This is a genomic window from Acidovorax sp. FG42 (assembly GCF_057809195.1).
In genome coordinates, this window is sequence record NZ_JBMDJM010000004.1 from 120999 (window position 1) to 147951 (window position 26953).

Below are 26953 nucleotides of genomic sequence, written 5' to 3' on the forward strand. Positions count from 1 at the left end.
GGAGACCCTCACCATGAAACTCTTTCCCACCGGCCACGCCACCCACCCCCAGTGGCGCATGGCCGCTGCGCTGGTGCTGGCGCAGCTGCGCGCCCAGATGGCGCTGCCCGACTACGCGTCAGCCCCCACCCTGGGCCTGCTCTACATCACCGACCACTACGCCAACGAAGCCCAGGCGCTGCTCGACTACCTGAGCGGCGAGCTGCCGGAAGTGACCGACTGGAGCGGCACCGTGGGTGTGGGCGTGTCGGCCAACAATGCCGAATACTTTGATGAGCCCGCGCTCTCGGTCATGCTGCTGGATGTGCCGGCCGACCAGTACCGCGTGTTCTCGGGCGTGGCGCCGCTGCCTGCCCATGCGCCGCACGCCGGCACGGGCTTTGTGGCCCACACTGCGCTGGTGCATGCCGACGGCCACACGCCGGACCTGACCGAACTGCTGGCCGAGATGGCTGCGCGGACCGATACCGGCTATCTGTTTGGCGGCCTGAGCGCCAGCCGCACGGCCAGCGTGCAGTTTGCCGTGGGCGGCGACGGCAACATCGCCGGGCAAGGCGGTGCCAGCGGGGTGTTTGACGGCGGCCTCTCGGGCGTGGCGTTTGGCCCGGGCGTGTCGGTGGTTTCGCGCGTCACGCAGGGCTGCCAGCCCGTGGGCGCGCTGCACACCATCACGGCCGCGCAGGACAACGTGGTGCTCGCGCTCGACGGCGAGCCCGCGCTCGATGTACTGCTCGACACGCTGCAGGTCTCGCTCGACGGGGGCGATCCGCAGCCCGCGCTGCGCAAGGTGCGCGCCACGCTGGCAGGGCTGGTCAACGCCGGTGAACAACCGCAGGGACAGCGCCGCACGGGCCACTTTGGCGCCGACACGCGCGTGCGCCATATCCTGGGGCTGGACGGTTCTCGCCGGGGCGTGGCGCTGGCCGACCATGTGGAGCCGGGCATGCATCTGGCGTTCTGCCAGCGCAACGTGGCGGCTGCGCGTGCCGACCTCATGCGCATCTGCGCCGAAATCCGCGAGGAGCTATCGCCCGAGGAGCTGGAGCCCGCGCCGATGCTGTCGTCCGATGCCCCCGGCGGCCTTGATACCGCACTGGGAGCCGCAACACCCGCTGGCGCGCAACCGCCCATCGGGCGGCGCATTTGCGGCGCGATTTATGTGAGCTGCTCGGGCCGGGGAGGCCCGCATTTTGGCGGGCCCAGCGCCGAGCTGCAGATCGTGCGCCACGCGCTGGGCGATGTGCCCCTGGCGGGGTTCTTTGCGGGGGGGGAGATTGCCCACCACCATCTGTACGGCTACACCGGTGTGTTGACGGTGTTTGTGGACGGCGAGCCCTCACCGTCCTGATGTAGAAGAGGAAAGAGGGGGCTTGCCGGCAAGCAGTCCCCCCGGCGGGTTCGGTCAGCCCGCGCCGTTCTCGTCGGACTCGGCTTTTTCCTCGGGCGTCAGCCGCGTGGCCAGGATCTTGTCGATGGTCTTGCCATCCATGTCCACCACTTCGAGCTTCCAGTCCTCCCACTGCACCGTGTCGGTCACCTTGGGCAGGCGCCCGGTCAGCAGCATGATCATGCCGCTGAGCGTGTGGTAGCGGCCGCGTTCTTCTTCGGGCACGGCGTCCAGGTTCAGGCGGTCTTTCAGCTCGGGCACGGGGATGTGGCCATCCAGCAGCCAGCTGCCGTCCTCGCGCTGCAGCGCCCACGAGGTCTCGGGGTCGCGCGGCTGGAACTCGCCAGTGATGGCTTCGATCAGGTCCTGCAGCGTGACGATGCCCTGCACCTCGCCGTATTCGTCGATCACAAACGCCATGTGCACGTCGGACAGGCGGAAGTTGTCCAGCAGCTCCATGCCCGTGATGGTCTCGGGCACATACAGCGCCGTCTGCAGCGGCTGGTCGGCCAGGCCGCCGCGCGCCTTGTCGCGCAGCGTGCGGGACAGCCATTGGCGCGCATTGATCACGCCCAGGATGTTGTCCATGCCACCGCGCACCACCGGGAAGCGTGCGTGGTCGGACTCTTCGATGCACTTCAGGTTTTCTTCAAACGGAGCATCGATGTCCAGGCACACCACATCACCGCGCGGCACCATCAGCGAGCCGATCTGGCGGTCGTCCAGGCGGAACACGTTGCGCACCATCGTGTGCTCGTGCGACTCGATCACACCGGCCGTAGTGCCTTCGACCAGCATGGCGTGGATCTCTTCTTCGGTCACCGGGCTGCCGCTGGTTTCCTTCACGCCCAGCAAGCGCAGCAGGGTGCGCGTGGACGTGGACAGCAGCAGCACAAACGGCTTGGTGGCCAGTGCCAGAAAGTTGATGGGCCGCGCCACCAGGCGCGCAAAGGTTTCGGGGTACGACTGGCCGATGCGCTTGGGCACCAGCTCGCCCACCACGATGGAGAAGTACGTGATCAGCACCACCACCAGCCCGGTGGCCGCGTAGCCGCCGTAGGGCAGCGGCACGCCCAGGCGCTCCAGCCACGATGCCAGCGGCGCGGCCAGGGCGGCCTCGCCCACGATACCGTTCAGCACGCCGATCGACGTGATGCCGATCTGGATGGTGGAGAGAAAACGCGTGGGGTCTTCGCCCAGCTTCACGGCAGCGGCGGCACCGCTATCGCCCTCATCAATCAGCTTTTGCAACCGCACCTTGCGGGCCGTGACCAGAGCGATCTCTGACATGGCAAACAGGCCGTTGAGGAAGATGAGGGCGAACAGTATTGCTATTTCCATACAAAGGGCGCCTTGCGCGCCCTTGGGTGTTGATAAGCAACCCATTGTAAGGACAGGGGCCCGGAGGCCCCGCGCAGGCTGCTAACCACCTTCTGTTGGCAAGCCGGTTTCGTCCCATTCTGGCAGCCCTCCGCGCAGCCAGTACACCGACTGGAATCCCTTGGTGGTGGCCACCTTGGCGGCCTTGTAGGACTTCCAGCACTCGGCGCCGTTGCACGCAAAAATCACCGGCTTGGCTCTGTCCAGGCCCTGAAGCTTGTCCAGCGCCTGGAAGTCATCCTGCGCGGCATTGAAGGCCACGTCCTTGAGGCTCTTTTCCACATACGCAGCGAACACGGCGCCACGGATGCGCTTGGTCTTGAATTCCTTCTCGGTGCGCGTGTCCACCAGCGTGGCGCCTTGTGCCAGCAGGGTCTGCGCTTCGCGCGCGGTGATGCGGTTCACCCCAGGCAGGCTGGTGGGGGTGAACAGCCCCAGCTCGGCCACGCGGCGGTATTCCACCGCCTCCGGGCGCACGGAGACCAGCGGCAGGCCGCTGGCCGAGGACGATGTGCTGAACCACTGGGCCAGCTTGCTGCGTGCATCCGCTGGCAGGTCTTTCTTGACCACGATGGAGAACCCGCCCGGCACAGGCTGCGACGTGGCCAGCACCCGCGCGATGCCGGGGTGCGCCGCCGACCATTCGGCCCAGTCGTCCTCGCGCACCACGGTGGCATCGGCCGTGCCCAGGGTCAGGGCAGTGAGGCCCGCCTGGGGGAATTTTTCGTACTGCACGGCCCGCAGATCCTGGAACGACAGCCCCGCTTCGTTCAGCATGCCGCGCGCCATGTAGGTGTAGACCGAGTCCTGCTGGGGCAGGTACAGCCGCCGGCCTTTCATGGCGGGCACGGCGGCGATGGGCTGTAGCCCGACCAGCAGGTACTTGTCCGATTTGTGCGTGGCGCCCACCAGTTCGTAGCCGCGTTGCAGTGCAGATGCCGCCACTTGCGCCGGCGCAATGAAGATGTCATAGCCCGCGCTGCGGGTGGCGCGCATTACGTCGGCCAGGTCGTCGCTGGTGGTCAGCGCCACAGGCTGGCCCGCCGCCTTCGACAAGCCCGACTCGGCCGAGGTGCGCAGGATGGAGTGCGCGGCCTTGCGGGCCGTGGGCTCCACGACCACGATCGCCGTCAACTGGGCCAGCGCGGTGCTGCAACCCAGCCCCCAGAGCAGGAGCAGCCCGAGTGGTCGCCAGGATCGTTTTCTGATGATGTTCATAGCGCTTTTCCTCTCCCCTACAACAAAGCGCGAATATGCCCACGGCCTCCGCACCTGCGTACGAATGTTTCCGATGTTTTGTTTTTGTTACTTCTGCTAACGATGCCGCACGTGCGATGCAAGGGGCTGCCGCACAGAATGCGGGCTGGCCCGATGCCCTGCGCTTGCGAGGGGAATCGGGGGCGAAAGGTTTTTTTCACCCCACTCTTTGGAGACGTTCGCATGAAAGATTCGATGACCCTGCCGCGCCGCCACATGCTGGTCGGAAGTGCTGCCGCCTTGAGCGCGCTGGGCCTGGCCGGATGGACGGGCAGTGCGCGCGCCCAGCAGGCCGCCGCCCCCGCAGCCAAGCCGCTGCCTGCCTATGCAGGGTGGAAGTCGCCGGATGCGCTGATCGTGCACAGCAGCAGCACCCTGGAAACGCGGCGCTCCGCGTTTGGCACCAGCGTCATCACGCCGTCCAACCAGCTGTACGTGCGCAACAACCTGCCCGCGCCTGACGCGGCCATCCTGGACAACCGCGACGCGTGGACGGTGTCCATCGAAGGGGTCAAAAGCCCGCGCAGCCTGACCCTGGCCGAGCTCAAGACGCTGGGCGTGGAAACCGTGGCCACCGTGTTGCAGTGCTCGGGCAACGGCCGGGGCTTTTTCCCCAGCAAGCCCAGCGGCACGCCCTGGTCGGTAGGCGCCGCGGGCTGCGTGGTCTGGAGTGGCGTGCCGCTGCGCAACGTGGTGGCGGCCCTGGGCGGGCTGGCCGACGGCGCGGCCTACCTGACCGGTACGGGCGGCGAGAAGCTGCCCGAGGGGGTGGACCCGCTGTCGGTGCTGGTGGAGCGCTCGGTGCCCGTGAAGGCGATGGACGATGCGCTGCTGGCCTGGGAGATGAATGGCGAGCCGCTGTCACTGGCGCATGGCGGCCCGCTGCGGCTGGTGGTGCCCGGCTATCAGGGCGTGAACAACATCAAGTACGTCAAGCGCGTGGCCTTCGGCAGCGCGCAGTCGCAGGCGCGCATCATGTCGCACGGCTACCGCATGTCACCACCCGGCTCCAAGGCCAGCCCTGACCAGCCTTCGGTGTGGGAGATGGGCGTGAAGTCCTGGATCAACGGCCCCTTGACCGACAAGGGCCCCCTCAAGCCCGGCCAGGTGCAGGTGCATGGCGTGGCCTTTGGCGGCACGCGCGGCATCAAGGGCGTGGAGGTGTCGGCCGACGGCGGCAAGACCTGGCAGGCGGCCAAGCTCATCGGCCCGGACCTGGGCCCTTTTGCCTGGCGGCAGTTTGCACTGCCCGTGCGGCTGGAGGCGGGCACCCATGTGCTGGCCAGCCGCGCCACCGACACGGCGGGCAATGTGCAGGCCGAGCAGCGCGAGGAAAACCTGGGTGGCTACAACAACGCCAGCTGGCGCGACCACGCTGTCACCGTGACCGTGGCCTGAGATGGGTGGGAGCAACGGAGCGCGCCGCCTTGCAGCGGCGCTGTGGGCCGCTGGCGCCTGTACGTCGGCTGCGGCCGCCGATCCCGCCGAACTGGCGCGCGGCAAGGAACTGTTCACCAAGATCCAGCCCGCCTGTGCCGTGTGCCACACGCTGCAGGCTGCCGGTGCCGAGGGCCAGGTCGGCCCGGTGCTGGATGAGCTGAAACCCGACGCGGGCCGCGTGTTGCGCGCGCTCAAGGCAGGCATCGGCGTGATGCCGTCTTATGCCGAACGCATGAGCGAAAAGGACATGTTGGCCGTGGCGCAGTTTGTGGCGCACGCCACAGGCGCGGCCAAGTAGGCGCAGCTTTTCGCACCGGTTGCAGCGTGGCCTCGCTGCAACCGCCTGCAACCGCGCGCTGCCTCAGGCCGCTGTGCGCGACGGCACCAGCGCCGCCCCGGCTGCGCGCCCTTGCAGCCCCTGGAACGCAAACTCCACCTCGGGCACGCGGCCACTCACGATGTCGGCCAGCGCCTTGCCCGAGCCGCAGGCGTGCGTCCAGCCCAGCGTGCCGTGGCCGGTGTTGAGGAACAAATTGCCCACTTTGGTCTTGCCGATCAGCGGCACGTTGCTGGGCGTGGCGGGGCGCAGGCCGCTCCAGAACTGCGCCTGGGTGGTGTCGCCCGCGTCGGGGAAGAGCTGCTCCACTCGCCGCACGATGGCCTCGCAGCGCACCTGGTTCAAGTGGCGGTCATAGCCATTCAATTCCGCCGTGCCCGCAATGCGCAGGCGGTCGCCCCGCTCGCTGGTGTAGCGCGAGAACACGAGCTTGAACTCGTCGTCCGTCAGGCTCACCTGGTGCGCCTTGGCCGCGTCCTTGACCGGCATGGTCACCGAGTAGCCTTTGGCCGGGTAGATGGGCAGCGGGATGCCCAGCGGCTGCGCCAGCAGCGGGCTGAACGAGCCCATGGCCAGCACAAACGCATCGCCGCGCACGCGCTCGAAGCGGCCTTCGGCATTGGTCACTTCCACATGGTCAATGCGGCCACCCACCTCGCGCAGCGCAGTGATGTGGTGGCCCATGCGGAACTGCACGCCCGCCGCCTCGCACAGCTTGGCCAGCTCGCGCGTGAACTGGTTGGCGTCGCCGGATTCATCTTCGGCCGTGAAGGTGGCGCCCGCCAGCTGCGGGCGGATGTGGGCCAGGGCAGGCTCGATGCGCACGGCCTCGTCAGCACTGATCACCTGGCGCTCGCAGCCCAGCGCACGCATCTGCTCGGCCGGGGCCAGCGCGCCGTCAAACTCCTTTTGGTTGGTATAGAAGTGCAGGATGCCCTGCGTGCGCTGGTCGTACTGGAGGCCAGTGGCCGCGCGCAGCTGCTGCAGCGTGTCGCGGCTGTAGGTGCCCAGGCGCACGATCTGCTCGATGTTGTGGCGCGTGCGTGCGGGCGTGCAGTTGCGCAGGAAGGACAGGCCCCACAGCCACTGGCGCATGTCGGCGCGCAAGCGGAAGAGCAGGGGCGCATCTTCCTTGCCCAGCCATTGCAGCACCTTGAGCGGCGCACTGGGGTTGGCCCAGGGCTCGGCATGGCTCACCGAAATCTGGCCGCCGTTGGCAAAGCTGGTTTCGGCGCCGGGCGTGCCCTGGCGGTCGATGACGGTCACCTCGTGACCGAGTTGCGAGAGGAAATAAGCCGAAGTCACGCCGAGCAAGCCGGCGCCCAAAACGATCACGCGCATGATTTTCAAAGCCTTTCTGGGCTCTGGCGCTAGAACAATATGCGCTGGCAGCTATGAATTCAATAGCGTGCAGCTGGCGCATGAATGCCCTAGCTGCCGCTCCCCCTGTCCTTGGTACCTGAGAGATTCACCGCCACCCACCCGGGCTGCGGCTTGCTCCTTCGGTGCGCTTCGCGTTGCGCGAGGCGGCTCTCCAGACGGCTTTGATGAATGGTGCAGTACGGGACCTGAGCGTGTATGGGAGTTTGCGCCTTCGGTGCAGCGGTGGCCTGTGCCTGCCGTGCTCTCCTGCGAGGCCGATTCTAGGGGGCAAGCCTGTGCGCCGGATCAACTCCGGTGGCTAATGGGGCGCAATCGTTGCTGATGCAGCGGGGCGGGGCCGATGGGGGAAGGTGCCGATAATCCCGCCGACCCCTTGCACCACGGAGAGTTTTTGCCATGTCCCCCACCGCTTTGGACCCTGCCGCCAGCGCCGCCGTCATCACCCAGGCCCGGGAAGGGCGCACGCCCCGCCCGTTGGACTTTCCCGCAGGGCTGCGCCCGCGCGATGCCACCGAGGCCTATGCCGTGCAAGACGCGGTGGTGCGTGCACGCGGGCACATCGCTGGCTGGAAGGTCGGGGCTGCGTCGCCCCAGGCGCAACCGGCACGCGCTGCACTCACCCGCGATTCGGTGTGGGTGGCTGCAGCGGGCGAGCCCGTGTTGCTGGCTGCATCTGGTTTTGCCGTGATGGGGGTGGAGGCGGAATGGGTCTACGAACTGGGGGCCGACCTGCCCGCCCGCGCCACCCCCTACAGCGCCGCCGAAGTGCTGACCGCCGTGGCGTCGGTGCGGGCCGCCATCGAGGTGTGCGACACGCGCTTTGCTGCCTGGGCGCAGCAGGGCGAGTGGAGCCGCCTGGCCGACCAGGCATGCCACGGAGCGCTGATTGTGGGGACTGGCACCGACGAAGTGGCCACCGCACAGCCCCTGGCGCAAGCGGTGACTTTGTCGGTGAACGGGGCCGTGGCCGTGCAACATGCCACCTGGGGCAACCCGGCGGGCGACCCGCTGCGCATGCTGGTGTGGCTGGCCAACGAAGGCGCGCGCAGCCTGGGTGGACTGCGCGCGGGGCACTGGGTCACCACCGGGTCATGCACCGGCACCGTGCTGGTGGCGCCGGGGGCTGAGGTGGTGGCCGACTTTCCCGGGCTGGGGCAGGCGGTGTTGCACCTGCCATAAAGGCACAGGGCCTGGCGCCCTGGCTAGCCAGCGGAGCGTCGATCAACGATCAGTTGCGGCGCGGGTTGTCCGGCTGGTGGTCGCGGCGGTTGGGCACGCCGTCGCCGTCACGGTCGCGGTCATTGCGGTTGGCAATGCCGTCGCCATCGCGGTCCCAGCCGCCCCGGTGCAGCTCCCAGCGCCCGTCGCGCTGCTCCCACTGGGGGGTGCGATAGCGGTAGCCTGGCCGCACCTTTTCAAAGTGGCCTGCCACCCACACGTGGCGGTGACCCCGCCAGTCCCAGTAGCCAGGCACCCACACCTGTCCCTTGCGGGCGTGCGGAACGGCTTCGCGGCGGGGTGGCGGGGGTGCCGGGATGACGATGCCCTGCTGTGGGCCCGACTGCACGATCACAGTGGCTTGCGTGGCGGCCTGGGCCGGTGTGATGGCCCCTGTCAGCGCCGTCAGCGCCGTCAGCGCTGTCACGGACAGGGCCGCTGCAGTGAAGGTGTTGCGCAAGAAAGTGGCGTGGGTCATGGTGAACTCCTTGTCGTGTCTGGCCGACCGCAGGCACTGCCTGCGTCGGGCCGGGTGTTGCGTCTGTGGCCTCATCGTGGCCGGTGGGTGGTGGCGCGTCTGTCAGTCGGACTGCCCATTGCCTGTCGGCGCGCGCAGCGGTCCCACCGGGGTGGATCAGCGGCGGTAGGGGTTGTCCGGGCGCTGGTCGTAGCGGTTGGGCACGCCGTCTCCGTCACGGTCCCGGTCGCGGCGGTTGGGGATGCCATCGCCATCACGGTCCCAGCCGCCGGGCTGCATGTTCCAGCGGCCGCCGTGTTCCACCCAGCGGGGCTCGCGGTAGTGGTAGCCGGGGCGGGCCTTCACCCAGTAGCCCTGCATCCACACATGGCGGTGGCCACGCCATTCCCAGTGGCCGGGCACCCACACCATGCCGCGGCGCGGGTGCGGCGCCACCTCGTAGCGGGGTGGGGGCGGCGCCTGGTACTGCACGCGCACTGGGGCGGGTTGCTGGTAGACAGGCGTACCTGCCTGGATGACAACGGTGGCGCTGGTCTGCGCCTGCGCCGCGCTCGCGGCGCCCAGCGACAGCAGGGCGATGGACACAGCGGCAAGTGCTTTGCGGGCCATAAGGTTCTCCTCAGATGTGATTCCTTGCGGAACCGGAGACTTCATGGTGCGCACGCTGCGTCAAGCCGGTGTAGTCCCATTGCGAAGCTTTGTGAAGTTGTGTTGCCGACTTCGGAGGCAAACGGTTGCCGTGTGATTTTTGTCACGCCTGCTCAGGCATCCGGCGTCGGCGTCTCCCATCCATCCGCCCGCGATGGCTTGCTTCAGCGCCACCACACCAGCGTCGCAATCACCAGCAACGCGCACCACGCCGGGTGTCTGCCATGCGTGGCAAAGAACACGAGCATGCCACTGGCCAGGGTGGCAATGCCCACGGCGTCGGCGGCCCAGGCGCCCAGGGCCGCGTCCCAAGGTGCGGTACCCAGGCGCCAGAGCAGGGCGCTCAGTGCCCAGCACAGTACCGAGGCCACATGCCAGGTGCCCCACAGAATGCGCAGGTGCGGGGCGTGCAGCAACTGCTGCGCCGTGCCAACCTCCGCGCGCCCCGCCGTCTGGCGGCCCTGCGTACGCAGCCTGCGAAACAGTAGAAGCTCTCCCAGCACCGAGTGCGCCACACCCACCAGGGCCAGCCCGGCTGCCGCCAGGGTCAACGCGGTGTTCGCGGTGTTTGTCATGGGTGAACGGCCAGCGCCTTGTGGGCGCGGGTGTGCACCCGGGCACCCAGCCGCGTCAGCAGGTGCATCAGCCCCATCCACATGCGTTCGAACGCGGGCATCTCGCCGGGGATCTGGGCGAGGTGCTGGCCCAGCACGCGCTGGTGCTGGCTGGGGGTGATGGGCGGCGGTGTTTTGGTGCCAAAGTCAAACACCGGCTGGGTGAAGGGCTCGATCTGCCAGGCCTGCATCTCGGCCAGCGCGGGGGCGAGTTCAGTGGTGTAGGCCTGCACGGTCAAGTCCTTGCGCAAGAGCCCCAGCGCCTGGTAGGCCTGCAGCACCTGTGCGTTGCGCGTGGGGTCGGTAGGGGCGCGCAGCAGGGCAGACCATGCCTGCACCACCTGCGCACGGAATGCGCTGGGCAGGGCGCGCGTGCAGCCAAAGTCCAGCACACCCACCGTGCCATCGGGCGCGAACAGAAAGTTGCCCGGGTGCGGGTCGGCATGTACCTGCCCCAGCACAAAGATGCAGTGCATGAACCAGTCCCACAGGTGCTGCCCGGCCTGGTCGCGCAGTGCCTGCGGTGGCTGTGTGGCCAGCCAGGCTTGCAACGGCAGCCCGGGCACAAACTGCTGCGTGAGCACCTGGCCGCGCGTGTGCGAGAGGATGGGCTGCGCCATCACCACGCCCGGCTGCGCGGCATGCTGGGCAAACCATTGCAGCTGTTCGGCCTCCTGCAGGTAGTCCACCTCGCGCAGCAGGGTGGCCTCGATCTCGGTCATCACGCTGTCCAGCACGGCATCGGTGGGCAGCGGCATGTCGGTGTGGGCCAGTGCGCGCAGCGCGGCGCGCATCAGCTGCATGTCGCTGGCAATGGTGGCGGCAATGCCGGGGTATTGCACCTTCACGGCCACCGTGCCGTGGCCAGCAAGTTGCGCGCGGTGCACCTGTCCCAGGCTGGCGGCGGCAAACGCGGTGGGCTCGAACTGCTCGAACAGCGCCTCGGGCTCTTGTCCGAAGGCCTGGCGGAACACGCGTCCCACCAGCGCGCGGTTGAGCGGCGGGGCCTGGTGGTGGGCGCGTGCCAGTTCGCTGCGCACGCCGTCGGGCAGCAGGCCCGGGTGCATGCTGAGCAACTGCGACACCTTGAGCGCCGAGCCCCGCAGCTGTCCCAGCGCGCCAAACAAAATGCGGCCCAGCGCGGCCTCGTGCTCGGCCTGTGCCTGGGCCGAGCGCTTGCGCGTGCGGTGTCCCAGCTCCGCCATGCCGATGCGCGCGGCCGCGAGCCCCGTGATGGCGCTGCGCGCCAGCTTGCCGGTGCGGGGTGCGTTTGCGTCAGTTTGGGCCATGGTCTGCCAGGCGCTGCGCCGTGCAGCGTGCAATCACGCGGTGGATCGGCGTGATCACCGCCATGTACGCATGGCCCAGCGTGTTGTGGATGTGCACCACGGTGCTCAGCACCACGCGGGGCGCGGTGCCGGGGGCGGCGGGCTGTTTGCAGATGGACACCTGCACGTCCAGGTGCTTGTCGTCCTGGCCCATCACCACCTCGGTGTCGCTCAGGTGCCGGATGCGGAAGATGCCGACACGGTCGCCCACGCGGTAACTGCGCGCGTCGCGCAGGGATCGGCCACTCGCGGGCGGGTGGCCGTCGTCCAGCTGGCCCAGGTCCTTCAGGCCCACCAGGCGCACGGCCTTGTTGCGTACGAACATGAGGGCGCGCGTCCATGCCGGGGTGCGGGCCGCCACATCCAGCCACGACTGCAGGGCCGAGCGCGCGGGGTGCCGGTCGGCCACCTCGTAGGCATCAAAAAAATCGGCCCCCGGCAGCGTGGCGTGGATGGCCGTGCCGGATGGCACCTGGGTAGCGTGCGCGGTGGTGGGGGCGGCCGGTGTAGGGGGCGCGTTCATGGTGCGCTCTTTCTTTTGCGGGGCGTGGCGGGGCGGGGGGCGGTGGGGGCCTCCGTGGGGCCGGCGGCCGCCCGGGGTTTGCGGGGTGCACGCGCAGGCTGCGCAGTTTTCGGGGCGAGGTCTTCGGCCGCGGCCCTACCGGCAGGGGGTTGCGATGCCCTTGCTGCGGGCGCGCTGGCCATGGCCTGCTGGGCCATGTGCAGCATGCCCATCAGGCCGCTGCCGTGTTGCACCATGCGGGCCATCTGGCTGCGCAGCACAAAGCCGCCCAGTTGCAGCACGCGGTTGACAAGCCCACCGCGCAGCGCCTGCACCAGCACGCCCAGCGACAGGTCCACCAGCTGCGTGGTGTCGGCAAATTCGTCGGAGGTGTCGGCCAGCCAGTACGTCACCACGCCTGCGAGGTAGTCGGTGTAGAGGCTACCTGCCAGGCCCTTGAAGTCGCAGGGCTCGATCTCGCCGCTGGCCTCGGCCGCCTCCAGAAAGCTCGCCACCGCCTCGCGCAGGCTTTGGCGTGCTGCCAGCGGCTCGGCCAGCATCGACAGCGGCGAGCGCCGGGCCAGGCCGCGCACCTGGGCCACAAACTCGCGGTCGGCCAGCAGGCGCTCCAGCACGGCATCGGTCAGGCGCTGCAGCTTTTCTTGCAGGCCGTAACCCGCAAAGCCCGGTGTCTGCAGCGTGTCGGCCAGCGCCTGGTGGGCCACATCGTCCAGGTAGCCCAGAACGATGCGGTCCTTGGTGGGGAAGTATTTGTAGATCGTGGCGTCGCCAATGCCGGCGGCGCGTGCGATGTCTTTCATCGTTGTGCCGTCAAAGCCCTGGCGGGTCATGAGGTCCACCGCGCTGGCCACGATCTGGCGGCGCGTGGCGTCTTGCTGCTGGCGGGTGGTTTTCATTTGACTATTCTTAAATTGATTGAATATGCAATTTAAAGAATAGTTATTTCTGTTTATGGCGTCAAGCCACCTCTTGGCAGGCGCAAGCAGGGGTTTTGAGGCGTTTTTAGCATCAAGCGCAGGTATTTCATGCGTTGATAGCTATCAAAAAGATAGTAAATGGAGGCTGATTCATGGCGCTGCGGCCAGTTCCTGCACCTGTGAGGCGGCCGCTGCGCTTAACCAAGGGCAGGAGTTGGCTTGCAGCGACTGCTGCCGCTTGCAGGGGCCCGCGAAATCGGCGGGAGGCTTACCGCCGCATGCTTGCAAACGCCTCGAACTCCCAGCTGCGCATCGCCAGCAGCAGGGTGTAGCCCTCGCGCTCGCGGTCGGGCAGCTTCTGGTCGGCCAGGTGCTGCTGGGCAAAGTCCTGCGCCACGCGCTGCATGCGCTCCATGAACGCGGGCGCCAGGCTGCGGCTGATGTTGCCGTGCACCAGCAGCACGCCTTCGCCCGGGCCATCAAAGCCGCCTGCAAAGTAGTCCAGCAGCGCGTGGTCCCGGAAGTAGTTCATCACGGGCCCATGCGGGCGCCAGCGGAAGGTCTTGGCCAGCTTGAGGCGGTAGCGGTTGAGCGGCCGCAGCTCGATGATGCCGATGCGGTCCAGCTGCGCCAGGTACTTGATGCCCTCGGCCTCGGTCAGGCGGTAGTAGCCCGTCACCTGCTCCAGCGTCCACTGGCTCAGCACACAGATCGCCATCAGCAGCAGCTTCTTGTCGGCCACCACGGCCTTTTCCTGCTCGTGGGTCAGCTCTTTCAGCAAGGGCTGCTCGTCGGCCACGCGCCTTGCCAGATCGGCAAAGTCCAGCGCCAGTGCGCGGCAGATGGCGTCGATGCGCGATAGCGGCATGTCGCCCCTGGCCAGCATGCGCTTGACGCTGGACTCGGCCATGCCCAGCGCCTGCGCCAGATCGGCGTAGGTCATCTGCGCGGTCTTGAGTTCCTTTTTCAGGGCGGTGACGAGGTCGGCGGTCGTGCTCATGGTGAGGGGGCTCCTGGGTATCGATTATCAATACCCGAAGGTGCGTGGGTAGCCCCTTGCGCGACTTTTTGAGGCCACCGATGGCGCCGCTACCCACACTGCGCGGCATCGTTCACTTTCTACGGTGTGTGTGATGTCTTCTTCTCCTGTGACTCCCCCTCGTGCGCGCGGCCTGGCAACGCTGTCGCGACTGTCGGGTGCCGAAACCGGCCTGTTGCTGGGCGCGGCTGCGCTGCTCGCCCTGGCGTTGTTCGGCCCCGTGCTGCCCGCCAGTGCGCACCAGCATGACTTTGCCGACCTGCGCACGCTGTGGGGCATTCCCTGCGCGTTGGATGTGTTGAGCAACTTGGCCTTTGCCTTGGCAGGTGCATGGGGTTGGTGGGTGCTGCGCCGCGTGCCGTCGGCCGCGCTGGACGCCATCTCCCGTGCGCTGGCTGCCCTGTTCTTTGGCGGGCTGCTGTGCACCGCCGCAGGCTCTGCTCTGTACCACTGGCAGCCGCAGGACGCGGGCCTGCTGTGGGACCGCCTGGGCATGGTGCTGCCTTTTGCGGGGCTGCTTGGGCTGGCGGCGGCCAGCCGGGTGAGCGCGCGGGCGGGCGTGGCCGCTGCAGGTGCGGTGCTGCTGGCGGGGCCACTGGCCGTGTGGGCCTGGGTGCACACCGGCAACCTGCTGCCGTGGGCCGTGGTGCAACTGGGTGGCCTGCTGGTGGTGCTGGCGCTGGCGTGCCTGCCACGCCGCGTTGGCGGACTGGCGCTGCACCTGGGCGTGGTGGTGGTGCTGTACGCCCTGGCCAAGCTGCTGGAGGCGGCAGACCATTCGGTGTTCGAGGCCACAGGCGGATGGGTGTCGGGCCACAGCCTCAAGCATGTGCTGGCGGCGGGCGCCGCCTGGCCCGTGATGACGGCATTGGGGTCGCTGGTGGCTTTGCGCCACAGTGACGCGGCGGTGATGCCGCGGGTCATGCCGTCCGGGCAGAATGGCGCCCACGCCGTGGGTGTCGCCCGCAGATCCGGCGCATGAAGCGCAGGTCCGGAAAATTCCAACAAGCCAACCCATCGGAAACGAGGAGAAACGCATGAGCCCCGACACCGCCTCCACCAGCGTGGCCCCCGCACCCACGCACGAGGACCCGAACCAGTTTGCCCTGCTGCGCCAGCGGCGGTTTGCCCCCTTTTTCTGGACGCAGTTCTCCGGCGCGGCCAACGACAACCTCTTCAAGTTCGCCTTCACGGTGATGGTGACTTACCAGCTCAGTGTGGACTGGCTGCCGCCCGCGATGGCGGGGCTGGTGATTGGCGCGCTGTTCATCCTGCCGTTCCTGCTGTTCTCGGCCACGTCCGGCCAGCTCACCGACAAGTACGACAAGACGAAGATGATCCGCTTCGTGAAGAACCTGGAGATCGCCATCATGCTGGTGGCGGCCGTGGGTTTCATCGGGGGCAACATCCCCATCCTGCTGCTGTGCACCTTCTTGATGGGCGTGCACTCCACGCTGTTTGGCCCGGTCAAGTTTGCCTACATGCCCCAGGTGCTCAACGAGCGTGAGCTGACGGGCGGCAACGGCATGGTCGAGATGGGCACGTTTGTGGCCATCTTGCTGGGCAATGTGGCCGGTGGTTTGCTGGTGGCATTGCCCGGCATCGGCCACACCACCGTGGCCGTGGCCTGTGTGGTGGCTGCACTGGTCGGGCGCGCGGTGGCGCAGTTCATTCCCTCGGTGCCGGCCACCGACCCGGGGCTCACCATCAACTGGAATCCCTTCACCGAAACCTGGCGCAACCTCAAGCTGGCGCACGAGAACATCGTGGTGTTCCGCTCGCTGCTGGGCATCAGCTGGATGTGGTTCTTTGGCGCGGTGTTTCTGAGCCAGTTCCCCAGCCTGGCCAAGAACGTGCTGCATGGCAACGAGCAGGTGGCGTCGCTGCTGCTGGTGGTGTTCTCCATCGGCATTGGTGTGGGCTCGCTGCTGTGCGAGGTGCTGTCGCGCCGACACGTCGAGATCGGCCTGGTGCCACTGGGCGCCATCGGCATGAGCGTCTTTTCCATCGACCTGTACTTTGCATCGCGCAGCCTGCCGCCTTCCGAGATCATGGGCCTGGCCGCCTTCATGGCCCAGGGCGCGCACTGGCGCGTGATGCTGGACCTGGCGCTGCTCAGCCTGTTTGCGGGCCTGTACAGCGTGCCCATGTACGCGCTGATCCAGATGCGCAGCCAGCCCACGCACCGCGCGCGCATCATCGCGGCCAACAACATCCTGAACGCGCTGTTCATGATCGGCAGCTCGCTCATCGCCGGCGCCTTGCTGGGCGCGGGCTTCACGGTGCCGCAGATCTTCCTGTTCACCGGCCTGGCCAACGCCGTGGTGGCGTTCTACATCTTCATGTTGGTGCCCGAGTACCTGCTGCGCTTCATCGCGTGGGTGTCTTCCCGGTTCGTGTACCGCTTCAAGGTGCAGGGCGATGAAAACCTGCCGTCCACCGGCCCCTCCATCCTGGCCTGCAACCACGTGAGCTTTGTGGATGCCGTGCTGCTCATGGCCGCCAGCCCGCGCCCCATCTACTTCGTGATGGACCACCGCATCTTCCGCGTGCCGGTGCTGGGCTGGCTGTTCCGCCTGGCCAAGGCCATCCCGATTGCGCCCTACAAGGAAGACCCGAAGACCTATGAAGCGGCTTTCGACCGTGCTGCACAGGTGCTGCGCGAAGGCGATCTGCTCGCCATCTTCCCCGAAGGGGGCATCACCAAGGACGGACAGCTGCAGGAGTTCAAGGGCGGCATCATGAAGATCATCGAACGGGCGAAGGCCGAGGGTGTCGAGGCCCCGGTGATCCCCATGGCGCTGACCAACCTGTGGGGCTCGTACTTCAGTCGTATTGAAAAGGGCGGCGCCATGGTGCGGCCGTTCCGCCGGGGCTTCTACAGCCGCGTGGGGCTGAATGTGGGCTCTGCCGTCGCGCCGACCGAGGTGCAGCCCACGCTGCTGCGCGAGCGGGTGCAAAAGCTGCTCGCGGCATGAGCTGCCAGTCCCTGTGCGGGGCGTTTCAGATCAGTGAGAGCCTGGCCAGCCGCGCCAGGCGTTCCTGTTCCTCTTGGGCTGTGGAGCTGGGTTGATCAGCCGTTGCGAAAAAGAAAGCTGTAGGCGTTCAACGCCGGCACCCCTCCCAGGTGCGCATACAGCACGCGGGAGCCTTCGGGGAATTCGCCGTTGCGCACCCTGTCGATCATCCCGTGCATGGACTTGCCTTCGTACACCGGGTCGGTGAGCATGCCCTCCTGGCGCGCGCACAGGCGGATGGCTTCCAGTGTGCCTTCGTTGGGCAGGCCGTACTCGGGGCCGCCGTAGCGCGTGTCCAGCACCACATCCTCGGCCGTGATCTCCTGGCCCAGCTCCACCAGCTGTGCGGTGTTTTGCGCGATGCGCAGGATCTGCGCGTGCGTCTTCTCGGGCTTGGCTGATGCGTCGATGCCGATCACCTTGCGCGCCCGACCGTCGGCGGCAAAGCCCACCACCATGCCCGCCTGCGTGCTGCCCGTGACCGAGCACACGACGATGTAGTCAAACTGAAAGCCCAGCTCCTTCTCCTGCTGGCGCACTTCCTCGGCAAAGCCCACGAAGCCCAGGCCGCCGTAGGGGTGCTCGGAGCAACCGGCTGGAATGGGGAAGGGCTTGCCGCCCGCCTTCTTCACGTCTTCCATGGCCTGCTCCCAGCTGGGGCGGATGCCGATGTCGAAGCCCGCAGCGTCCAGCCTCACGTCGGCGCCCATGATGCGGCTCATCTCGATGTTGCCCACGCGGTCGTACACCGCGTCGGAGTAGTTGACCCAGTTCTCCTGCACCAGCACGCATTTCATGCCCAGGTGCGCTGCCACGGCGGCGACCTGGCGCGTCTGGTTGGACTGGATGCCGCCGATGGAGACCAGCGTGTCGTAGCCGCCTGCGATGGCTTCGGGGATCAGGTACTCCAGCTTGCGCGTCTTGTTGCCGCCGAATGCCAGGCCGCTGTTGCAGTCCTCGCGCTTGGCGTACAGGTGCACCTTGCCGCCCAGGTGGGCCGACAGGCGGTTGAGGGGCGTGATGGGCGAGGGGCCGAAGGTGAGCGGGTGGCGGGCAAATTTCTGCAGGTTCATGGCGGTGTTCCGGTCGGTGAAGAGGAGTCGCAAGCGGGGGGCTTGCAGTGCCTTCATCGTAGAAAAACACGCGCATCAAGTGGTTGCAAAAATTGTCAAAATTTCGGCGTTTAAGTTTTCTGAAAGAGAATGCAAGCAGAAAATATTTCTTCAAATTGTTTATGTACGCAACAAAAGTTCGTGCCAAGAATGCACCACAGGCCGATGTCTCTGCCGAACTGGACCGTACCGACAAAGCCATCCTGCGGCAGCTGCAGCGTGATGCGTCGCTGTCCAATGTCGCGCTGGCCGACAAGGTGCATCTGAGCCCGCCCGCCTGTCTGCGCCGCGTGGAGCGCCTGCGGCGCCTGGGGCTCATCGACAAGGTGGTGGCGCTGCTCAACCCCCAGGCCGTGGGGGCGGGCATGCTGGTGATGATTGGCGTGGTGCTGGACCGCTCCACGCCCGAGTCGTTTGCCGAGTTTGAAAAGGCAGCGGCCAAGGTGTCGGGCTGCATGGAATGCCATGTGGTCACCGGCGAGTTCGACTACTTCATGCTGGTGCGCACGCGCGACAACGACAGCTTCAACCGCTTGCACGCCGAGCAGCTGCTCTACCTGCCGGGGGTGCGTCAGGTGCGCTCGTTCATGGTGCTGCGCAACGTGCTGTCGACCACCGAGCTGCCACTGGCGGTGTAGCCGTCTGCCTCTATTCGGTCACTGGTCACTGCGCGCCGCGCAGCCGCCCCATCATGGCCGCCCAGGCCGGGCCGCCAAACACGTTGACCACCAGCCCCGCCATCAAGAGCCCGGCGCCCGCAAAGTGCACGGGCAGCAACTGCTCGCCAAACGCCACCCAGCCCGCGGTCAGGCCCACCACGGGCACCAGCAGCGTGAAGGGCGCCACGCGATTCACGGGGTAGCGCGACATGAGGTAGGTCCACAGCCCGAAGCCCAGCAGCGTCGAAATCCACGCGATATAGGCCACGGCGGCCATCGATTGGAAGGACAGGTGCTGCACGGCCGTCCACACCGTGGCGGGCCCGTCCAGCCACAGCGACAGCGCCACAAAAGGCAGCGGCGCCACTACGCTGGACCAGACGATGAAGGCAAACTGGTTCATCGGCCCATACCGCCCCACGGCACGCGTGACGATATTGCCGCAGCCCCACATGGCGGCTGCCGCCACGGTCAGCGCAAAGCCTGCCAGGGGCATGGAGGCGCCATGCGCGCTGCCGATCAGCGCCAGCCCGCAGCCCGCCAGCGCCAGGCCTGCCACCTGGTTGCCATGCCATTTTTCGCGCAGCCACCACGCCGCCAGCAGCAAGGTGAAGAACGACTGCGACTGCAGCACCAGCGAGGCCAGGCCCGACGGCATGCCGATGTGGATGGCGGTGAACAGCAGCGCAAACTGGCCCACGGCCATGGTCATGCCGTACAGCAGGTACAGCCGCAGGGGCACCTTGGGAGGCTTGACGAACAGCAGTGCGGGGAAGGCTGCGAGCAGGTAGCGCAGCGCGCCCAGCAGCAGGGGCGGCACTCCGGCCACGCCCACCTTGATGACAGCAAAGTTGAGGCCCCAGACCACGATGACGAGCAGGGCCAGGGCGAGGTCGCGGGGGCGCAGGGCAGTGTTCATGCCCTGCATTCTCGGGGATGGAGCGGCCCGGTGGCCGGACGTTTCAGGACCAGAGTGGAACGAAAACAGACCAGACCATGGAGAAATTCCGAAGGCGTTACGCTGGCTCGACTGCGAAGCTCAGCCCCGCATTGGCCTGCAGCCGCGCGATCAGCCTATCACCCAGCGCGGGCGCTGTGGTCCAGATACCGCCAGATGTCTCGGAAGCATCCTGCAGCAGGCACACCGCTGCTTCGGTGATCATCTTGGAGGTGGACCCATAGCCCGGGTCGCGGTCGCCCTTCACGCCCACGCGCAGGGTGTGGCCTGCGTCGTCGGTGCCCAAAAACAGCACATCGTAAAAGCCGTTCTCGCGTTCCTCGCGCGAAGGGCCTTCGCCCGGCTTGGGGCCTTTGTCCGAACCCAGCGACTTGTCGCCCGCCACCGCATTGGCGATGGCCTCGCCCTTTTCGCCAGGGCCGGTGATGAGCATTTCGTCGTAGACAAAATCGGTGCCGTAAGCGTGCTGCAGCAGGAAGTTGGAGCGGTGTACGTTGCGCGTGTTGATGGCGGCCATCACGAACGGTGCCACCCACACGCCTTCGCCCAATGCTTCGTCCACCATGGGCTTGTTGCCCGACGGCTGGCGTGGCCCCTCGAAGCCGGGCGTGAGCGAGAACGGGTTCTTCAACAGGTCCAGCACGCCGGGCTGGGTGGCGGCTGCGGCCATGGTGGCCTTGAGGCTCGCGGCGGTGCCGCCCGAGAAGGTGCCCTTCATCTTGCGTACCCGGCCGCGCACGCGGGGCGCCGGGTGGCCGAAGCGGTGGCGGAATTCCTTTTGCAGCAGGAACACGCCCAGGTCGAACGGAATGGAGTCAAACCCGCACGAGAACACGATGCGCGCGCCACTGGCTTTGGCGGCGGCTTCGTGCGCGTCGATCATTTGGCGCATCCAGGCGGGCTCACCGCACAGGTCCACATAGTCCACCCCGGCCTTGGCGCAGGCGGCCACCAGTTCGTTGCCATACAGCTGGTACGGGCCCACGGTGGTCAGCACCAGACGCGTGGCGTCCATCAGCGCCTGCAGGCTGGCGGGGTTGCTGGTGTCGGTCACGACCAGCGGTGTGTCGGCCGGGGCGCCCACCTCGTCGCGCACGGCGGCGAGTTTGTCGGCATTGCGGCCTCCCATGGCCCAGCGCAGGCCGCTGCCGGCGGGGTAGCGTTGAAGCAGGTACTCGACCACCAGGCGGCCAGTGAAGCCGGTGGCGCCGTGGACGACGAGGTCAAAAGGTTTGGTCATGGTGGGGGCTCCGTCCGTCAAAAGTGCAAGGTCCGGGGGCAGGCGGAAGTTGCCTTGCCCGAAGAGGCCGCCATTCTCTGTGGCCGTGCCTGCAGCCTCTGTCGCGCAGGTGCATGGCGAGGGGAGCGTAGGGCCTGAACAACGGCTTGCTCCCTATTTTCTGAGAAAAAGTATCGCAAAACGATACCGGATGGCCTGCGAGTGGCCACTGTTACGGTTCAATGCAGACACGCAAGTTACGTCTGGGCACCATTCGTTCCGTGTTCAACCAACGCCCTTCGGGCACCACAGCAATGTCTTCTTCTCCCATCGTTGTTCAGCGTGACACCAAGGCCTGGCAGCTGCAGGTGTGGGTCTCGTTCGGCATCGCGGTTTTTCTTTGCGCCGTGGGCTTGGCATGGTTGCCCGGCGAGCAACTGGAGCAGGCGTTTATGGTGATGGGCTACGTGTTCTGTCTCTCGGCCGCGTTTGTGTTGGCCAAGTTTGTGCGGGACAACGAAAGCGCCTCGCGCCGTGGCGGTGGCGATACCCCCATGTGGAAGCTGGTGGTGTGGGGAGGCTTTGCGGTGGCCATGGGCCTGACGGGCTGGGGCCTGCTGAGCATGGACATCAACGTGACCTACAAGGCGTTTCTGGGCGTGAGCTGGCTGTACCTCATCACCACCGCCTTTACGCTCGCCAAGATGCTGCGCGACCGCCACGAGGCCGACCTGCTCGAAGCCCGCCTGCAAGGCCGCCGCGAAGCGGCCCAAGTTGCCGCCCAGAACAGCAGCGCGAACTGATCGCACCCGGTGGGCACAGGTGGCAACCCGCCACCCTTCTGGACGAGTTTCTTTCTGGTTCTTTCTGGTCTTTCGACCCGGTCTGTCCCGCACCTGGGGTGTGTGGGCGGGCCGTACCCTGAGGAGTGAATGATGATGAATACCGTGTTTTCTTCGTGGGGCTCTGCGGCGCGCCTGCCCCGCGCCCTGCTGGCGGCCGGTGTGGTGTGTGCGGCCCTGGTGGCCGCTGCACCGGCCCGGGCGCAGAGCGAGGCTTCTGCCGCGCTGTCGATGTTGCCGGTGGCCTCGGTGGTGGGCACGGCGTCGGTGGCCTCGGCGGCCGCCGGTGCGGTGGTGACGGTGCCGACGGCGCTGTCGGTGGGCGGCGCGGTGCTGACGGTGCGGGCGGTGGAGGCCTCGGCCGTGGGCACGGTGTATTTGCTGGAGCGCGCCTCGGACGGCGCGCAGGTCAGTGTGGAGGTGGTCGGCCGCGGTGTGGCGGGCTCGGCCTACGCGGTGGGCACAGTGGTCACCTGCAGCGTGATCGGTACGGGTGTGATCCTGTCGGCAGCGGGTGAGGCGATTGCCTTCGTACCCAATGCCATCGGCCGTGCGCTGCTTCACAACGAGCGCCTGTGAGGAGCAGCGCGATGATGAAGGCCCTGAACCTTGGCCGCGACCCCGCGCAGCGCATCCCTGCGGTGGTGGGCATGGTGTTCTTCGCAGGGGCCGCGCTGCTGGCCGCCACGCCGGCACACGCTGGCCGCTCCTGCGAATCGCGCAAGCCCGTTCCGCCGCAGGTGATCGAGCGCGGCATGAAGCTGGCCGAGCAGACCTCCGCCGCGCTCGATGCCGAGCACGCCAAGTCGGGCGTGCAGGTGGTGGCCCTGGCCCGCGCGGGACAGGACCTCTCCAAATACGGCCTGCGCTACTCACACTTTGGCTGGGCCTACAAGACGACCGAAGGCCCGTGGCGCGTGGCGCACAAGCTCAACGAATGTGGCACGGCCGTGGGCCACCTGTACCGCCAGGGCCTGGGCGAGTTCTTTCTGGACGACCTCTGGCGCTACGAGGCCGTGTATGCCGTGCCCACGCCCGAGGTGCAGCAGCGCCTGCTGGCCGTGCTGCAGGACAAGGGCCGCACCAAGACGCTGCAGCACCTGCCCTACAGCATGGTCAGCTACGCGTGGGGCCGCAAATACCAGCAGTCCAACCAGTGGGCGCTGGAGACCCTCGCTATGGCCATGGAGCCCGCCACCGTGCGCTCGCGCGACCAGGCGCAGGCCTGGCTGCAGTTCAAGGGCTACGAACCCACCACGCTCAGGCTGGGGCCGCTCACGCGCATGGGCGGGCGGGTCGGGTCGGCCAACATTGCGTTTGACGACCATCCGAACGAAAAGCGGTTCTCGGACCGCATCGAGACCGTGACCGTTGACTCGGTGCTGGCCTGGATGCAGCGCACCCAGCTGGCAGCCGCACCGGTGGTGCTGGCGATCAAAAATTGAATCAAAATGCCAGCAGGCGCAATCAATATATGCGCTGGCAGCTATAAAAAGAAGAGCATTTGCCGGTGCGCTACCGCGCGCACCCAACCCGGCGCACAGCGCCACTGAGGAGAAGAACATGAGCAAGTCCCTGAGACTGTCCGAGAAATGGTTCCGCCGTGGCCTGTGGCTGGTGGCGCTGGTGTTTGCCAGCTTCCTCATCGGGCTGGGCGGCACCATCGTGGGCGACCTGCCCAAGGTCGAAACCCCGCTGCGGGTGGACGACTTTCTGGACAAAACCGCAGCCGACAAGCTGCGTGCCGAAGTCAAAACGGCGCGCCAGGCCGAGCAGGACGCGCAGACTGCGCTGGAGCAGGCCCAGCTGCAGCGCAGCAAGGTGCGCAGCGAGGTGCAGGCCGAGCGGGAGAGCTTCAACAACTGGCTGTCCACGCGCAGCGCCACCCAGCGCGCCGACCAGGACCCCGAGGTGATCGCGCGCACCCAGGCGCTCGACGCCCTCAAGCTGGTGGAGCGCAAGGCCCAGCAGGCGGTGGAGACGCAGCAGCAGGCCGCACTCGATGCCCGGCAGGCGGCAGCCGCCCGGCAGGAGCAGCTCAACCAGATGGAGTCTGACGGCTATGTGAAGCTCGCCGCCGAGCGCCGCAAGGTCGAGCTGCGCGTGTTCCTGTACCGCCTGGCCCTCACGCTGCCGCTGCTGGCCGCCGCCGGCTGGCTGTTCGTCAAGAAGCGCAAGAGCACCTACTGGCCGTTTGTGTGGGGCTTCATCTTCTTTGCGCTGTTTGCCTTCTTTGTGGAGCTGGTGCCCTACCTGCCCAGCTATGGCGGCTACGTGCGCTACGTGGTGGGCATTGCCGTGACGGCCGTGGTGGGGCGCTACGCCATCCAGGCGCTCAACCGCTACCTGGAGCGCCAGAAGCTGGCCGAGGCCCTGCCCGACCAGGAGCGCCGCAAGGAGCTGAGCTATGACGTGGCCCTGGCCCGGCTGGCCAAAAGCGTGTGCCCCGGCTGCGAGCGGCCCGTGGACCTGAAGAACGAGAAGATCGACTTTTGCCCGCACTGCGGCATCGGCCTGTTCGACCACTGCGGCCACTGCAACACCCGCAAGAGCGCGTTTGCACGGTTCTGCCATGCCTGCGGCACCGGGGCGGGTGTGAAACTGGCGCAGGAGTGAGGCAGGCCGCGGCGCGGCCAATGCGGGGCTTGGCCTAGCCCACCATCACCCGGTTGCGCCCCTCGGCCTTCGCGCGGTACAGGGCCGTGTCGGCGGCCAGTAGCAGGGTGTCCATGTCGGCATCTGCGCCCAGGGTGGCGCTGTGCACCAGGCCAATGCTGACGGTGGCCCGCTGGGGGCCGCCCTGTGTCGCATCCAGCGCCTGCCGTTCCACGGCGCTGCGCACCCGTTCGGCAATGGCCTGGGCCTCGGTGGGGGACACGCCGGGCAGCACGGCGGCAAACTCCTCGCCCCCCATGCGGCCCAGCACGTCGTCGGCGCGCAGTGCGCGCGCCATGGTCTGCGCAATGCTGACCAGCAGCCGGTCGCCCGCGCCGTGTCCGTGCTGGTCGTTGACCTGCTTGAAGTGGTCCACGTCCACCATCATCACCGCCAGCCCGGTGGATTCACGCTGGTAGCGCTCCAGCAGGCGATCGCCCTGTTTGAGCAGTGCGCGGCGGGCCAGCACGCCTGTCAGGTCGTCGTGGCGCACGGCATGGTGCAGGCGCCGCAGGGCCTCGGCGCGTGCTGCGCTGGCGCAGGCCACGGCCAGGGGCCCCAGGGCCAGCAGCGTGACGCCCACGCGCAGCGAGAACACATCGCCCGCATGGGCCGGCGTGAAATTGAGCACACCCGTGGCCACACCCGCCATGGTCCACAGGCACACCACCAGCGACAGCAGGCTGGAGGTGAAGGCGCTGTAGCTCAGCGCACACCACAGCAACCCGGGCACGACAAAAGCCAGCATGCCGGGCCCGCCGATGAGTGTGCGGATGCCCTCGGCCAGCACCAGCGAACTGACGGGTGCGACGCGCCAGAACAGGGGGGTGTCCTGGGTATGCGAGGGCGGGTCTGCCGCGCGCGGCGCAGCCAGCACCACGGGCACGATGAGCATGTAGTTCATCAGCTCGGTGCTGAACCACAGCGACAGCAGGTCCGTCCACGGAGAGTCGAAATACACCGGTGCCGCGCCACAGCCTGCCAGCGCACCCACCGCGCTGGCCGCCAGTGCTGCCAGCAGCAGATACAGCGCCGCCACCGTGCGCTGCAGCCGCAGGATGCGCTCGTCCAGCCCCCGCAGCACCAGCCAACCGGCGGTGGCGCCCAGCAGGTTGGCGGCATTGAGCCAAAGGGCCATGCCCCAGGCACTGCCGGTGACCAGGTCGGCCGCCACATAGCCCACTGCGGCCGCCACCCAGGCGGGCGGCCGCGCCAGATGCGGGTAGCGCACCAGCAGCCCCAGCAGCAGTGCATTGGCAGGCCAGAACGCCGACAAAAAGCCGATGGGCCGCGCAAAGATGCCCACCAGGCAGGCGGCAAAGATCAGCAGCGCCAGGCCTGCCCAGGCCACGGGCGGTGGGACGGTCCGGGCAGGGGCAAAAAAGCGGGGCAGGGCGGGCGGCATGTGGGCAGCGGATGCGTGCGAGGGGGCGTGCAGGGGCGTGGGCGGGGGCGTATGGCCCCCGATTGTCCCCGGTGTCAGGGCATGCCCAGCAGCAGGGCCACCAATTCGCCGGTGCTGGTGGCGCCCAGCTTGCGCATCAGCCGCCCCCGGTGGGCCTCCACCGTGCGGTGGCTGATGTTCAGGTGGCGTGCAATCTGTTTGCTGGTGGCGCCGGTCACGATGTGCTGGGCCACCTCGCGCTCGCGCACCGTGAGTGGGGTGCTGACCACGCGGCGGTGCGAGATGTCCTCAAACATCCATACCGCCCGCGCAAACGGGTGGGCACGGTCCAGCGCCCGGCCCACCACATGGCACCAGAACAGCGTGCCGTCTCGGCGGCGCATGACACGCTCGTCGCTGTAGCTGCCGGTGTCCATCATGGCGGGCAGGCCCAGGTTGCCCGTGTGGGTGAACTCATCCAGCGACGGGTAAAGCGGCGCCAGCGGCTGGCCCAGCAGCTCGGCCTGCTCGTAGCCAAAGATGCGGGCAAAGGCGTCGTTGCAGATCTCGATGCAGCGGTCTCGGGTCACACACATACCTACGGGAGCCAGGTTGAAAGCCAGCTCCAGCGCTTCGTTCAGGGGCGGTGCTGATGCGGTTGGGCGTGCGGACATGGGGCGGATTTTGCAGCAGTCCCTCGGGTGCGTTGCGGTGACACGGACCGGACCGCGTGATCAGCGCCTGCGCCAGCGCAGCCGCCATTGCCTTTGAACGACGCGCGCCACGCGCCAGGCCCACGACGCGCGGGCGCGTTCGAGCACCGCGTGCTTGATCTGTAGCCAGTGCGCATGCGCCCAGGCAAACCAGCGCAGTTGCATGAGCGCAGGCTGCGTAAGAGTGAACAGTCGCGCCACCACCGCAGTGCCGACCACCTTGGCCAGCACGATGACCAGCATGCCCAGCACCACATGCCCGCGCCCGATGGCCCAGAGCGCCAGCAGCTTGATCGGCAGCAGCATTGCAGTGGGCAGCGCAAACAGGGCCACCGCCGCCCAGGGAGGCAGGGAGCGCACCCAGCCCTCGATCCAGCGCAGCCCCGGCCAGCGGCCGATGCGCGCCAGCAGGCGCTGCAGAGGCTCCCAGCCCCATTCCTCGAAC

General features: G+C 67.5%; 27 protein-coding genes and 1 riboswitch. Of the genes, 11 read left to right on the plus strand and 16 right to left on the minus strand.

What is annotated here, in order from left to right; translation table 11 throughout:
- The first annotated feature begins 13 nt into the window (after window positions 1-13).
- Complete coding sequence (locus tag ACODSM_RS06445; protein ID WP_488804707.1) at window positions 14-1348, plus strand: FIST signal transduction protein; 1335 nt, start codon at window positions 14-16, stop codon at window positions 1346-1348.
- A gap of 54 nt (window positions 1349-1402) precedes the next feature.
- Here the strand turns inward: ACODSM_RS06445 and ACODSM_RS06450 are convergent, their stop codons facing one another.
- Both ACODSM_RS06450 and ACODSM_RS06455 read right to left on the minus strand, forming a co-directional pair.
- Complete coding sequence (locus tag ACODSM_RS06450) at window positions 1403-2728, minus strand: hemolysin family protein (RefSeq protein ID WP_309828539.1); 1326 nt, start codon at window positions 2726-2728, stop codon at window positions 1403-1405.
- A gap of 81 nt (window positions 2729-2809) precedes the next feature.
- Window positions 2810-3985, minus strand: a complete 1176-nt coding sequence (locus ACODSM_RS06455; RefSeq protein ID WP_488804708.1) for a rhodanese-like domain-containing protein — start codon at window positions 3983-3985, stop codon at window positions 2810-2812.
- Between the two features lie 222 nt (window positions 3986-4207).
- On the opposite strand from ACODSM_RS06455, the gene sorT reads away from it, so the two are divergent.
- Together sorT and sorU are read left to right on the plus strand one after the other, a co-directional pair.
- Entirely contained in the window at window positions 4208-5422 is a 1215-nt protein-coding gene (gene sorT, locus ACODSM_RS06460) for a SorT family sulfite dehydrogenase catalytic subunit (RefSeq protein ID WP_488804709.1), read from the plus strand.
- 1 nt (window position 5423) lies between these two features.
- Window positions 5424-5762, plus strand: coding sequence for a SorU family sulfite dehydrogenase c-type cytochrome subunit (sorU, locus tag ACODSM_RS06465; protein WP_488804710.1), 339 nt, complete (start codon window positions 5424-5426; stop codon window positions 5760-5762).
- Between the two features lie 63 nt (window positions 5763-5825).
- On the opposite strand, the gene ACODSM_RS06470 is transcribed toward sorU, so the two are convergent.
- Window positions 5826-7142, minus strand: a complete 1317-nt coding sequence (locus tag ACODSM_RS06470; protein ID WP_488804711.1) for a D-amino acid dehydrogenase — start codon at window positions 7140-7142, stop codon at window positions 5826-5828.
- A gap of 95 nt (window positions 7143-7237) precedes the next feature.
- Window positions 7238-7349: riboswitch (glycine riboswitch) on the minus strand.
- A 231-nt stretch (window positions 7350-7580) separates the two neighbouring features.
- Between ACODSM_RS06470 and ACODSM_RS06475 the strand changes: the two genes are divergently transcribed.
- Window positions 7581-8363 carry a 2-keto-4-pentenoate hydratase gene (locus ACODSM_RS06475; RefSeq protein WP_488804712.1) on the plus strand — a complete coding sequence of 261 codons (783 nt, stop codon included), beginning with the start codon at window positions 7581-7583 and terminating at the stop codon, window positions 8361-8363.
- A 49-nt stretch (window positions 8364-8412) separates the two neighbouring features.
- On the opposite strand, the gene ACODSM_RS06480 is transcribed toward ACODSM_RS06475, so the two are convergent.
- From ACODSM_RS06480 to ACODSM_RS06510, 7 genes are all read right to left on the minus strand, one after another.
- Window positions 8413-8880, minus strand: a complete 468-nt coding sequence (locus ACODSM_RS06480; protein WP_488804713.1) for a YXWGXW repeat-containing protein — start codon at window positions 8878-8880, stop codon at window positions 8413-8415.
- Window positions 8881-9036: 156 nt separating this feature from the next.
- A complete protein-coding gene (locus ACODSM_RS06485) occupies window positions 9037-9489 on the minus strand; it encodes a YXWGXW repeat-containing protein (RefSeq protein ID WP_015015990.1) in 453 nt (150 codons plus the stop codon).
- Window positions 9490-9692: 203 nt separating this feature from the next.
- Window positions 9693-10103 carry a hypothetical protein gene (locus ACODSM_RS06490; RefSeq protein ID WP_488804714.1) on the minus strand — a complete coding sequence of 137 codons (411 nt, stop codon included), beginning with the start codon at window positions 10101-10103 and terminating at the stop codon, window positions 9693-9695.
- A complete protein-coding gene (locus ACODSM_RS06495) occupies window positions 10100-11431 on the minus strand; it encodes an ABC1 kinase family protein (RefSeq protein ID WP_488804715.1) in 1332 nt (443 codons plus the stop codon). Before ACODSM_RS06495 ends, ACODSM_RS06490 begins: the two co-directional genes overlap by 4 nt.
- Complete coding sequence (locus tag ACODSM_RS06500) at window positions 11418-11993, minus strand: DUF2867 domain-containing protein (RefSeq protein WP_488804716.1); 576 nt, start codon at window positions 11991-11993, stop codon at window positions 11418-11420. The genes ACODSM_RS06495 and ACODSM_RS06500 overlap by 14 nt, the downstream gene beginning before the upstream one ends.
- Window positions 11990-12889, minus strand: a complete 900-nt coding sequence (locus tag ACODSM_RS06505; protein ID WP_488804717.1) for a TetR/AcrR family transcriptional regulator — start codon at window positions 12887-12889, stop codon at window positions 11990-11992. The genes ACODSM_RS06500 and ACODSM_RS06505 overlap by 4 nt, the downstream gene beginning before the upstream one ends.
- Before the next feature lie 289 nt (window positions 12890-13178).
- Complete coding sequence (locus tag ACODSM_RS06510; protein ID WP_488804718.1) at window positions 13179-13910, minus strand: helix-turn-helix domain-containing protein; 732 nt, start codon at window positions 13908-13910, stop codon at window positions 13179-13181.
- A 133-nt stretch (window positions 13911-14043) separates the two neighbouring features.
- On the opposite strand from ACODSM_RS06510, the gene ACODSM_RS06515 reads away from it, so the two are divergent.
- Both ACODSM_RS06515 and ACODSM_RS06520 read left to right on the plus strand, forming a co-directional pair.
- Window positions 14044-14931: a hypothetical protein gene (locus ACODSM_RS06515; RefSeq protein ID WP_488804719.1), complete on the plus strand. Its 888-nt coding sequence runs from the start codon at window positions 14044-14046 to the stop codon at window positions 14929-14931.
- Window positions 14932-14986: 55 nt separating this feature from the next.
- Window positions 14987-16927, plus strand: a complete 1941-nt coding sequence (locus tag ACODSM_RS06520) for an MFS transporter (protein WP_488804720.1) — start codon at window positions 14987-14989, stop codon at window positions 16925-16927.
- Between the two features lie 95 nt (window positions 16928-17022).
- Here the strand turns inward: ACODSM_RS06520 and ACODSM_RS06525 are convergent, their stop codons facing one another.
- The gene (locus tag ACODSM_RS06525) at window positions 17023-18039 is read right to left on the minus strand and encodes a 1-aminocyclopropane-1-carboxylate deaminase (protein ID WP_488804721.1); all 1017 of its coding nucleotides are present in this window, start codon (window positions 18037-18039) and stop codon (window positions 17023-17025) included.
- Window positions 18040-18200: 161 nt separating this feature from the next.
- On the opposite strand from ACODSM_RS06525, the gene ACODSM_RS06530 reads away from it, so the two are divergent.
- Window positions 18201-18716: an Lrp/AsnC family transcriptional regulator gene (locus ACODSM_RS06530; RefSeq protein ID WP_488804722.1), complete on the plus strand. Its 516-nt coding sequence runs from the start codon at window positions 18201-18203 to the stop codon at window positions 18714-18716.
- Window positions 18717-18741: 25 nt separating this feature from the next.
- Here ACODSM_RS06530 and ACODSM_RS06535 read toward each other — a convergent pair whose 3' ends face one another.
- Window positions 18742-19644, minus strand: coding sequence for an EamA family transporter (locus ACODSM_RS06535; RefSeq protein ID WP_488804787.1), 903 nt, complete (start codon window positions 19642-19644; stop codon window positions 18742-18744).
- A 109-nt stretch (window positions 19645-19753) separates the two neighbouring features.
- A complete protein-coding gene (locus ACODSM_RS06540; protein WP_488804723.1) occupies window positions 19754-20935 on the minus strand; it encodes a saccharopine dehydrogenase family protein in 1182 nt (393 codons plus the stop codon).
- A 293-nt stretch (window positions 20936-21228) separates the two neighbouring features.
- On the opposite strand from ACODSM_RS06540, the gene ACODSM_RS06545 reads away from it, so the two are divergent.
- From ACODSM_RS06545 to ACODSM_RS06560, 4 genes are all read left to right on the plus strand, one after another.
- On the plus strand, window positions 21229-21717 hold the full coding sequence (locus tag ACODSM_RS06545; protein WP_476018180.1) for a YiaA/YiaB family inner membrane protein: 489 nt from the start codon (window positions 21229-21231) through the stop codon (window positions 21715-21717).
- Window positions 21718-21849: 132 nt separating this feature from the next.
- A complete protein-coding gene (locus ACODSM_RS06550; RefSeq protein ID WP_488804724.1) occupies window positions 21850-22335 on the plus strand; it encodes a hypothetical protein in 486 nt (161 codons plus the stop codon).
- Between the two features lie 14 nt (window positions 22336-22349).
- Window positions 22350-23201: a DUF2145 domain-containing protein gene (locus ACODSM_RS06555; RefSeq protein WP_488804788.1), complete on the plus strand. Its 852-nt coding sequence runs from the start codon at window positions 22350-22352 to the stop codon at window positions 23199-23201.
- Window positions 23202-23319: 118 nt separating this feature from the next.
- Window positions 23320-24372 (plus strand): zinc ribbon domain-containing protein, encoded by a 1053-nt coding sequence (locus ACODSM_RS06560; RefSeq protein WP_108627145.1) that lies wholly within the window; start codon window positions 23320-23322, stop codon window positions 24370-24372.
- Between the two features lie 34 nt (window positions 24373-24406).
- Here the strand turns inward: ACODSM_RS06560 and ACODSM_RS06565 are convergent, their stop codons facing one another.
- The 3 genes from ACODSM_RS06565 to ACODSM_RS06575 all read right to left on the minus strand — a co-directional run bounded on the left by ACODSM_RS06565 (window position 24407) and on the right by ACODSM_RS06575 (window position 26868).
- Complete coding sequence (locus tag ACODSM_RS06565; RefSeq protein ID WP_488804725.1) at window positions 24407-25816, minus strand: GGDEF domain-containing protein; 1410 nt, start codon at window positions 25814-25816, stop codon at window positions 24407-24409.
- A gap of 74 nt (window positions 25817-25890) precedes the next feature.
- The gene (locus ACODSM_RS06570) at window positions 25891-26469 is read right to left on the minus strand and encodes a LuxR C-terminal-related transcriptional regulator (RefSeq protein WP_488804726.1); all 579 of its coding nucleotides are present in this window, start codon (window positions 26467-26469) and stop codon (window positions 25891-25893) included.
- Window positions 26470-26529: 60 nt separating this feature from the next.
- A complete protein-coding gene (locus tag ACODSM_RS06575) occupies window positions 26530-26868 on the minus strand; it encodes a hypothetical protein (protein WP_488804727.1) in 339 nt (112 codons plus the stop codon).
- Window positions 26869-26953 lie beyond the last annotated feature (85 nt).

Bases quoted from the DNA above. Each gene is read 5' to 3' on its own strand.
- ACODSM_RS06520 (WP_488804720.1), top strand. From the start codon at position 14,987: ATGAGCCCCGACACCGCCTCCACCAGCGTGGCCCCCGCACCCACGCAC.
- ACODSM_RS06505 (WP_488804717.1), bottom strand. From the start codon at position 12,889: ATGAAAACCACCCGCCAGCAGCAAGACGCCACGCGCCGCCAGATCGTG.
- ACODSM_RS06470 (WP_488804711.1), bottom strand. From the start codon at position 7,142: ATGCGCGTGATCGTTTTGGGCGCCGGCTTGCTCGGCGTGACTTCGGCT.
- ACODSM_RS06560 (WP_108627145.1), top strand. From the start codon at position 23,320: ATGAGCAAGTCCCTGAGACTGTCCGAGAAATGGTTCCGCCGTGGCCTG.
- ACODSM_RS06530 (WP_488804722.1), top strand. From the start codon at position 18,201: ATGTACGCAACAAAAGTTCGTGCCAAGAATGCACCACAGGCCGATGTC.
- ACODSM_RS06490 (WP_488804714.1), bottom strand. From the start codon at position 10,103: ATGACAAACACCGCGAACACCGCGTTGACCCTGGCGGCAGCCGGGCTG.
- sorU (WP_488804710.1), top strand. From the start codon at position 5,424: ATGGGTGGGAGCAACGGAGCGCGCCGCCTTGCAGCGGCGCTGTGGGCC.
- ACODSM_RS06450 (WP_309828539.1), bottom strand. From the start codon at position 2,728: ATGGAAATAGCAATACTGTTCGCCCTCATCTTCCTCAACGGCCTGTTT.
- ACODSM_RS06495 (WP_488804715.1), bottom strand. From the start codon at position 11,431: ATGGCCCAAACTGACGCAAACGCACCCCGCACCGGCAAGCTGGCGCGC.
- ACODSM_RS06515 (WP_488804719.1), top strand. From the start codon at position 14,044: ATGTCTTCTTCTCCTGTGACTCCCCCTCGTGCGCGCGGCCTGGCAACG.
- ACODSM_RS06565 (WP_488804725.1), bottom strand. From the start codon at position 25,816: ATGCCGCCCGCCCTGCCCCGCTTTTTTGCCCCTGCCCGGACCGTCCCA.
- ACODSM_RS06485 (WP_015015990.1), bottom strand. From the start codon at position 9,489: ATGGCCCGCAAAGCACTTGCCGCTGTGTCCATCGCCCTGCTGTCGCTG.
- ACODSM_RS06555 (WP_488804788.1), top strand. From the start codon at position 22,350: ATGAAGGCCCTGAACCTTGGCCGCGACCCCGCGCAGCGCATCCCTGCG.
- ACODSM_RS06475 (WP_488804712.1), top strand. From the start codon at position 7,581: ATGTCCCCCACCGCTTTGGACCCTGCCGCCAGCGCCGCCGTCATCACC.
- ACODSM_RS06545 (WP_476018180.1), top strand. From the start codon at position 21,229: ATGTCTTCTTCTCCCATCGTTGTTCAGCGTGACACCAAGGCCTGGCAG.
- ACODSM_RS06550 (WP_488804724.1), top strand. From the start codon at position 21,850: ATGATGAATACCGTGTTTTCTTCGTGGGGCTCTGCGGCGCGCCTGCCC.
- ACODSM_RS06510 (WP_488804718.1), bottom strand. From the start codon at position 13,910: ATGAGCACGACCGCCGACCTCGTCACCGCCCTGAAAAAGGAACTCAAG.
- ACODSM_RS06480 (WP_488804713.1), bottom strand. From the start codon at position 8,880: ATGACCCACGCCACTTTCTTGCGCAACACCTTCACTGCAGCGGCCCTG.
- sorT (WP_488804709.1), top strand. From the start codon at position 4,208: ATGAAAGATTCGATGACCCTGCCGCGCCGCCACATGCTGGTCGGAAGT.
- ACODSM_RS06525 (WP_488804721.1), bottom strand. From the start codon at position 18,039: ATGAACCTGCAGAAATTTGCCCGCCACCCGCTCACCTTCGGCCCCTCG.
- ACODSM_RS06540 (WP_488804723.1), bottom strand. From the start codon at position 20,935: ATGACCAAACCTTTTGACCTCGTCGTCCACGGCGCCACCGGCTTCACT.
- ACODSM_RS06445 (WP_488804707.1), top strand. From the start codon at position 14: ATGAAACTCTTTCCCACCGGCCACGCCACCCACCCCCAGTGGCGCATG.
- ACODSM_RS06455 (WP_488804708.1), bottom strand. From the start codon at position 3,985: ATGAACATCATCAGAAAACGATCCTGGCGACCACTCGGGCTGCTCCTG.
- ACODSM_RS06500 (WP_488804716.1), bottom strand. From the start codon at position 11,993: ATGAACGCGCCCCCTACACCGGCCGCCCCCACCACCGCGCACGCTACC.
- ACODSM_RS06570 (WP_488804726.1), bottom strand. From the start codon at position 26,469: ATGTCCGCACGCCCAACCGCATCAGCACCGCCCCTGAACGAAGCGCTG.